Raw genomic sequence first — 961 nt, 5'->3', positions numbered from 1 at the left:
GATCAACAAGCCGGAAGACCTCAAGGGCATGAAGTCGCCTGCGCCGAGCGCAATTGCGTTTCCGCCTGTGCGACATCGGAGCGCAGCGCCACGCCCGCGTCATATTGATGTTGGGTCAGCTGGTACGAGCGCGTATAGGCAGCCACGGTGCGCGCATACAAATCCTTTTGCAGATCGGTCACGCGCAATTGCAGGTAATTCTGCGCCAGCGTCGCCTGGATGCTCAGGCGTGCCGCGCCCAGGCTGGCCGCGCTGGCCTGGCTGGCGGCGTCGCCGTTTTCCACCGAGCGTCGCACGCGACCCCAGATGTCGGCTTCCCACGAGGCATTGAGACCGACCGAATAGGTGTCGGTCAACCGGCTGCCGGCGGTCGGGCTGTTGGTCTGCGCCCGCGTCGCGCCGCGATGGCGGCGGTGGCCTGGGCCTGGCGATATTGCGCTTCGGCAAGGCGGATATTCTGGTTGGCCTGGTTGGCTTGTTCGATCAGGCCGTTGAGCACGCTGTCGTTATAGGCTTCCCACCAGCGCTGGTTGCTGTCGATCTGGCCGGGCTCGGCCTTCTTCCATGGCCCTTGCTCCTTGTAGGCGGTGGGCAGGTCGAGTTGCGGGCGGACGTAGTCAGGACCGACCGCGCAGCCGCCGAGCAGCAGGGCGGTCGCGATGGCGGACAAGAGCAGGGCTGGCTGGAATGCGGTCGGGCGGGGTGGCGATTTGGTGGTCGCTGTCATGGGTGGGTTTGGCGGCATGGTGGACGGCATTGCATTGGGCTGGCGATCAAAATGTACATGTTGACGGGCGGAAATTGCGGACGGCCGTCGACACCTTTTTCTACGATGTTCACTTTATAGACAGGAGGTCAACTTGAGGCTGACGGAAATATGACATTTCTGTCAGTTTCGGATTTGGGTGTGTTTGATTGTTTGTTTGCGTTGCTGATGTTGTTCTTTCTTCGGACGACCGGG

Annotated in this window: 1 protein-coding gene and 1 pseudogene; both read right to left on the bottom strand. The window is 61.8% G+C overall.

Annotation, left to right across the window (positions count from 1 at the left end; all coding sequences use genetic code 11):
* Positions 1–35: 35 nt before the first annotated feature.
* Positions 36–341 (bottom strand): annotated as a pseudogene (locus HLUSI_RS33860) (TolC family protein); the annotation flags it as partial.
* 11 nt (positions 342–352) lie between these two features.
* Positions 353–727, bottom strand: coding sequence for a hypothetical protein (locus HLUSI_RS33855; protein WP_029363106.1), 375 nt, complete (start codon positions 725–727; stop codon positions 353–355).
* Between the last annotated feature and the right edge of the window lie 234 nt (positions 728–961).

Source organism: Herbaspirillum lusitanum P6-12 (assembly GCF_000256565.1).
GTDB classification, from domain to species: Bacteria; Pseudomonadota; Gammaproteobacteria; order Burkholderiales; family Burkholderiaceae_D; genus Herbaspirillum; species Herbaspirillum lusitanum.
Note: the sequence above shows the minus strand (reverse complement) of the source record. Positions and strands in the feature narration are given on the sequence as shown.

Bases quoted from the DNA above. Each gene is read 5' to 3' on its own strand.
- HLUSI_RS33855 (WP_029363106.1), bottom strand. From the start codon at position 727: ATGACAGCGACCACCAAATCGCCACCCCGCCCGACCGCATTCCAGCCA.